Below are 4,794 nucleotides of genomic sequence, written 5' to 3'. Positions count from 1 at the left end.
ATAGTCCAACGAGCACCTGTATTAGAGCTCGATACATTTCTTAATGTAATATTTGTACCATCTTGTAATCGTGCTGTATAAATACCATCTCTAACTTTGGTTAATGGCTGTCCAGCTAGTTCCTCCGCATAATTATATATTTGTTTATCGGTCAAATTTTGGCTTTCGTAAATTCGAGTGGAGTAACGATTTCCATTAGCACCTTGCCGAATAGTTTGCCCATCAATTTTTAAATCTGTGGTAGGGTTATTTTTATCGTAGATATCTTTTAATTCGTCAAATCGCTCTTGTTGTTTTTGTTTTTGTTTTTGATATTTTTGGCTATTTTCATTTTGTCGCTTATCATTATCTCCGTCATCATCAGGCGGTAATCCTGGGGCTCCTCCAGCGACAACACTTCCAGAGCCAGCAATATTATTACTGTCTGAAGAGCCACCAACGCCGTTGTTTTGTGAAGTACTTGAATTACTTTCTTGCCCATGAATTAGCGGTATTCTGTCTGCAAAATCAGCGATAAGAAAATCATTTTTATTTTTATTTAGAAAATCTATTTGTTCTTCAGTCAAACTAGCTATAGCAAATGAATCACCACTTCTAATCGCATTAATAGCATTAGTTTTATCATTCTCACTAAGGCTATTAACCACAGATATACCTAATAATGCAGCTAAACCTGTTCCAGCAACATAGTTTGCGCAAACCGAAATTCTTACGCAAATCATCCCTCCAGCTCTAACTACAACTGCTGCGAAGTTATTCTCAACTGCATTCTTACTCGCAGCAATCCCCGTATTCACATCTTGGATATCTCCACCAGATGCTGCGATGGCAAGGCCTGTAGCTAGTTGGGATAGTGCGCTGATTTTTTGTCGCTCTTCTTGCGATAACTCTGTTATTGCTTTATCCGGATATAAAATGCCCGCTATGACTTCAGCACTACGTTCACTCGCTGCTGCCCCTAAACCTCCCGCTAAGGCTGAGTTGCCTTGTAGTTCGGCAACAGCTGCACCCAATATGGTGTGGGCAATTAAGCGGGCGGCTTCATTATCGCCCGCCTGTATTTTGATTTGTTCAGCCAACCATGGGGCGGGCGCCCGCTAAACCGCCGGCGATGTCACCTGTCATCATGCCTGTCACAATGGTAATGGCTGAATCAACCCCTTTATTAAAGTCACTGCCCATTTTGTTTTCATTGCCATTGTTATTCTGTTTATCCATGGCATCTTTTAGGTCTTTAATCTGGGCGCCTAAGTCTTTTAAGTTGGTGACAATTTCTTGTCGGGTTTGTTCTTTTTCTTTATCAAATTTCGCTTGCTCTCGGGGTTGGTTGGCTTTGTAAATATCACTCGCCGTGCCAGTAACCGCCACAGTTAACCTTGATTTTTTGCGCTCATACTCTTCTTGATACGTCGTTTTCGCGTCTAAATTGGTATCATGAATTTTTTAATTTTAAAAGCATATTTAACAACCAATTTCGACAAGATGACCATTCATTTGGATAAAAATAATTACAATCAATGTCATCTAATATAATCTTTTGTAGTTCTTTCTCGCTATAAGAAGATTCTAACAATGATCGAATTTCTTTAATAATCTCATTTTGTTCATTAATTGTTTCTGTTTTCCTGTAAGCATCTAAAGCTTTATCAGCACTTCCAAAGATCTCTTCAAAATCTTGATTTAAATAACATCTCAAATAATAAGATAATGCAGGATATTTTTCTGTTGCTATTATCATGGTGTAGGATACCCCGTAACAATTCTATAACCATTAGGCATTGAAGAATCTCTAGCTATAATTATTCTAGCATTTGACACTTTACTTACATTTGTTTGTCCTTTCGAGACACTAATTCCTATTGGTGATGATGATTTATATTCAATTTCTAAATAACCTTTTTGGTTTCCAGCTAGATAAGCATCTATTTTAGATTGATTTGCTTCAATCGCTTTACTTGTAACTGATTCTGCTATCGCTCTATCAGTAAAAGAAGATGCTGTTTTAACATTTCCAGTAGACACTCTATCTAATAACTCCTGTTCTGTTTTACCTACATGTCTTGCAATTAAATGTCCTCCTGCAGCTTCATGTGCAGAAAGACTTCCACCAGGAACAATTCGACTATAATTGTCGTCTGCCACCTTTCCAGCAGCACCAGCAGTTTTATCGGTGAACTTACTAAATGCTGCAGCCGAGGCTAATTTTAACCCATCCTCTAAACTTAAACCACCATTACGAACCTGATGAATAATTTTATTGACTTCAGGTCCTGAACCAAACGAATCGAGAATTCCATTCTTAATAAATCTTTCTTGTATCTCTGATTCAGATAAACCTTCAGAACGCCATTTATCAAGTAAAATTAAACTCCTTATCTCATTTAAATAAGGATTGTTAATAATGTTTGATGCTGTCCAATCCCACGCTGATGCATCATTAATATCCCAATCAACAAATGAATGATTTTTACTATTGTCAATCTGGCTTTGCTTTATTCCTTCAAGCATTGTGTCAGAATACCATGTAACTAACTGGTAATATTCATCCTCTGATAGCTTCCCTGTTTTATATAAATCAACTAATCTTCGTCCTGCTTCTTGTTCTTTTTGTATATACTGATTATAAACGTTCGCCTTACACTCCTCTGTTTTACAATCGTTATATTGCTGCTGCAATTTATCTACTTCATCATAACCGACAATATCTTTGATTTTTTCATAAAGCTTTTTACTCTCTTTATCAAGTTTTTCAACGCCACTTTTATTACTTAATAAGTTATTCTCAACCGCATTTTTCCCCGCAGCAATCCCCGTATTCATATCTTGGATATCTCCACCAGATGCTGCGATGGCAAGACCTGTAGCTAGTTGGGATAGTGCGCTGATTTTTTGTCGCTCTTCTTGCGATAACTCTGTGACTGCTTTATCCGGATATAAAATGCCCGCTATGACTTCAGCACTACGTTCACTCGCTGCTGCCCCTAAACCTCCCGCTAAGGCTGAGTTGCCTTGTAGCTCAGCAACCACTGCGCCCAGTATAGCATGGCTAATTGTGTTGGCGACGGTGTTTCCTTCTGTCTGTTGTTTGATTATGGTGGCTATCTTCGGTGCTAATGCCCCCGCAACAGCCCCTGTCATGTCGCCCGTGATTAGCCCATTAATAATGTTAACCGCCATTTCAACGCCTTGACGGGTGTCACTGCCCATCGCTGACATCCCTTCGTTCATCGCATTGTTGTAGGCCTTTTCATAGATTTTCTGTTCCTGCTCGTCGGTTAAAACGAGGCCTTGCTCTTTCGCTTTTTTTTGCTCTTCTTTTAGCTTTTTGTTCGCTGCAGATTCTGCGCTTATGCGGTCGATATGATTGAGCATGGTTAAGGTTTCACCGCCAATCTCACTCACTAAGCGTGTTTGGTCGATGATGTCTTGCTCTTTTTCTTTGCTAAAGATGTGTTTGAGCTCGTTACTCGCCTGCTCGGTATCTCTGCTTAAATCATCAATATCCTGTTGTTGTCCGTCCTTGTTGCGAATTATAATCGTGCCTTCTGATACCGCAGATTGCGTCGTCGAGTTTGCCTTCTCTGACTTGTTACGACTGGTTGGCATCGATGGCATGCCACTGGAGCTAATGCCAGCACTGCTGCTACTGACTTTGTAGTCCGCTTTGTTTTCGATATCACTAAAGCTTATTGTGCCCGTATCAAGGCGGTTTTTGCTCGGGTCTTCGGCTTCCGAGGAGATGACCGCCCCTTTTAGGTCGGTGTTGTTGCCTACCTTAATGTCAAAGCCACCTTTACCGGCAAAAATACCCGATTGGTCAGTAACACTTTGCCAGTTGCTGTCCATTTTAGTTTTACTCGCTGATGCATTGGCACTACCGCCTCCGCCCATTGAGATACTACCCCCTGCCGAGGCAGAAGTACTTTTAGAATGAAACTCATCGCTGTCTTGTTTTGATTCGATATTCAGGTCATGACCAATATCGGCAACCACCCTATCACCTTTAACTTGTCCTGCAATAATGTTAGCATCGTTCCCCGTTATGATTGTGAGCTTATTACCCGCTTCAACCACGCTTTCTGTCCAGTCGGTACCATTGCCTTTTTCTCGAGATTTACTATGGCTCGCATTGGCTGAGATATTAAAGCCATTTTTTTGTCCACCAAAGTTATAACCCACACCCACCGAGCCACTGCTGCTCTTTTCTTTCGTGTCAGTTTTGCTCGTGTTTTCTTGACCTACGATGTTAACATCATGGTTGGCTTTGAGCATCGCATCATGTCCTGCTGACACCTGACTGCCGATGATATTAATATCGCCGCTCTCTTTTTGTCCATTGCCCGTGGCTATAATACTGACATTATGACCCGCTGATATACCACTACTCACTACCGTATGTTGCTCTTGGTTTACCGTGCGCTTGGTTTTTTCACTACCCAAGCTAAGGTTAATTCCAATCGACGCCTCAGGTACCCCATTTTGTAAATTCGCACCTGTCTCTAACGCCGCATTACCCGCTTGTAGCCCCGCTTTGATATTCATTAACGCTTTGGTTTTTTCGTTAGTCTGTTTTTTGGCTTGCTCTCGGGTTTGATTAGCGTTGTACATATCACTAACCGTACCCGTTACCGCCACAGTAAGCCCTGATTTTTGGTGTTTATACTCTTCTTTATACGTCGTTTTGGCATCTAGTGCTTCAATGTTGACGTTTTCACCTTGCAGTTTGATATCACGCTGCGCAATGACTTCGCTGCCTTTGATGTTCACGTCTTTACCCGCTCGGATATTAACACT

At 40.9% G+C, this 4,794-nt stretch carries 4 protein-coding genes; all 4 read right to left on the bottom strand.

The genetic code is table 11. The features are described 5' to 3' along the window. Nucleotides 1-1,079 (bottom strand): VENN motif pre-toxin domain-containing protein (locus tag A9G42_RS01720; protein ID WP_065652460.1); only part of this gene is annotated, 1,079 nt, incomplete at its 3' end. Next, nucleotides 1,072-1,368 (bottom strand): hypothetical protein, encoded by a 297-nt coding sequence (locus A9G42_RS01715; RefSeq protein ID WP_065652459.1) that lies wholly within the window; start codon nt 1,366-1,368, stop codon nt 1,072-1,074. The genes A9G42_RS01720 and A9G42_RS01715, both read right to left, overlap by 8 nt. A gap of 64 nt (nt 1,369-1,432) precedes the next feature. Then, complete coding sequence (locus tag A9G42_RS01710; RefSeq protein ID WP_176700668.1) at nt 1,433-1,738, bottom strand: contact-dependent growth inhibition system immunity protein; 306 nt, start codon at nt 1,736-1,738, stop codon at nt 1,433-1,435. After that, the coding region (locus A9G42_RS01705; protein ID WP_179854583.1) for a hemagglutinin repeat-containing protein at nt 1,735-4,794 on the bottom strand (3,060 nt) is incomplete at its 5' end. The genes A9G42_RS01710 and A9G42_RS01705, both read right to left, overlap by 4 nt.

The organism is Gilliamella sp. Nev6-6, assembly GCF_001690605.1.
Classification (GTDB): Bacteria; Pseudomonadota; Gammaproteobacteria; order Enterobacterales; family Orbaceae; genus Gilliamella; species Gilliamella apicola_C.
This window is presented reverse-complemented; position numbering and strand designations above follow the sequence as displayed.

Coding starts and splice junctions, on each gene's coding strand:
- A9G42_RS01710 (WP_176700668.1), bottom strand. CDS start 1,738: ATGATAATAGCAACAGAAAAATATCCTGCATTATCTTATTATTTGAGA.